Below are 1,092 nucleotides of genomic sequence, written 5' to 3'. Positions count from 1 at the left end.
AAAATTTTATACATCATCCAAAATACCCTAGATATTTAACCCATTTAGGAGAAGTCTTAAAATTAAAGCTGTTTCTTTTCAATTTCCCTCCAGATACTATATTTTGTAAATCCTCGATTGAAGAAAAGATTTCATCATTCTCTGTATTATAGGGCTTCTCCATAGATTGTGTTTCATGAATATCCTTAATATTCATCACTTCCTCTCTTCCGATATTGAGCCTTGAATAAATTCTACTTTTGCTTTTTTCACCAAATCCTGCTGATATTTTTCCCAAGCCTTTTGCAGTTCATCAATATTAACATCTTTGGTTTTAGCTTTTTGTTCATTAAAAAACTGTTGCTTCAGTTTGCTGATTTTTAAAGCTTTTTTATATGCTAATACAGCATATCGATCCCAGTATTCGTCTTCAGAGATACCTAACGCCGAAAGATAGTCTTGAAGAAACTGTATTGCATATTCGTCAGAAGATTGTTTCAATATTTGACGCATATGTTTTGTAAATTTTTCTGCTTCACTTTCATCAACAACAATATTTTGTTTTTCGGCTTCTACTTCTAACACAGCATTTTGAATAAACTCATCTTTTATTTGTTCATCACTTAATAATGAATTTCCGTTATTTAATTCTACAATATTTCTGCTTACCTGAAACTCGTTAAACTCTTTATTCGTAAAAGATTTTCCATCAATTTTTATAAAAGGCTTTACATCCTGCTCTTTTATTTTTTTGCGCTCTAGTTTTAAATAAAGATACGCGTTTTGGTTTAGAGATTCCTTTTCAGCTTTTACATTTGAAGAATAATGAAAAACACTTGAAAAACTTAATCCTACAATACATAATCCTACAATAAGTGTAATTTGTATTAACTTTATTCGTTTTGATTTTTCCATAAATTAATCCACCACTCCTTCAGTAGTATCAACAACAAATGACATCGGAGTTGTGCTTGAACTACTATATGTTACAGCTCCTATTGCTTTATAGGTACTACTATCAACTAAATCGGTATTAGGCTTTCCGTATCTAAAACCTGTTATATTATTGGGATCTGCAATGTAACTACCTACATAGGGAAGTGAATGAGTTGA

3 protein-coding genes are annotated in these 1,092 nt (G+C 30.6%); all 3 read right to left on the bottom strand.

The features are described from left to right. Positions 1–13 precede the first annotated feature (13 nt). The gene (locus VU18_RS16425; RefSeq protein ID WP_047758573.1) at positions 14–196 is read right to left on the bottom strand and encodes a hypothetical protein; all 183 of its coding nucleotides are present in this window, start codon (positions 194–196) and stop codon (positions 14–16) included. After that, the gene (locus VU18_RS16420) at positions 196–894 is read right to left on the bottom strand and encodes a hypothetical protein (protein ID WP_021321469.1); all 699 of its coding nucleotides are present in this window, start codon (positions 892–894) and stop codon (positions 196–198) included. The genes VU18_RS16425 and VU18_RS16420 overlap by 1 nt, the downstream gene beginning before the upstream one ends. 3 nt (positions 895–897) lie before the next feature. Continuing rightward, on the bottom strand, positions 898–1,092 hold a 195-nt coding region (locus VU18_RS20935), incomplete at its 5' end, for a hypothetical protein (RefSeq protein WP_236687448.1).

Origin of the sequence: Geobacillus sp. ZGt-1 (assembly GCF_001026865.1) — a bacterium.
GTDB classification, from domain to species: Bacteria; Bacillota; Bacilli; order Bacillales; family Anoxybacillaceae; genus Geobacillus; species Geobacillus thermoleovorans.
This window is presented reverse-complemented; position numbering and strand designations above follow the sequence as displayed.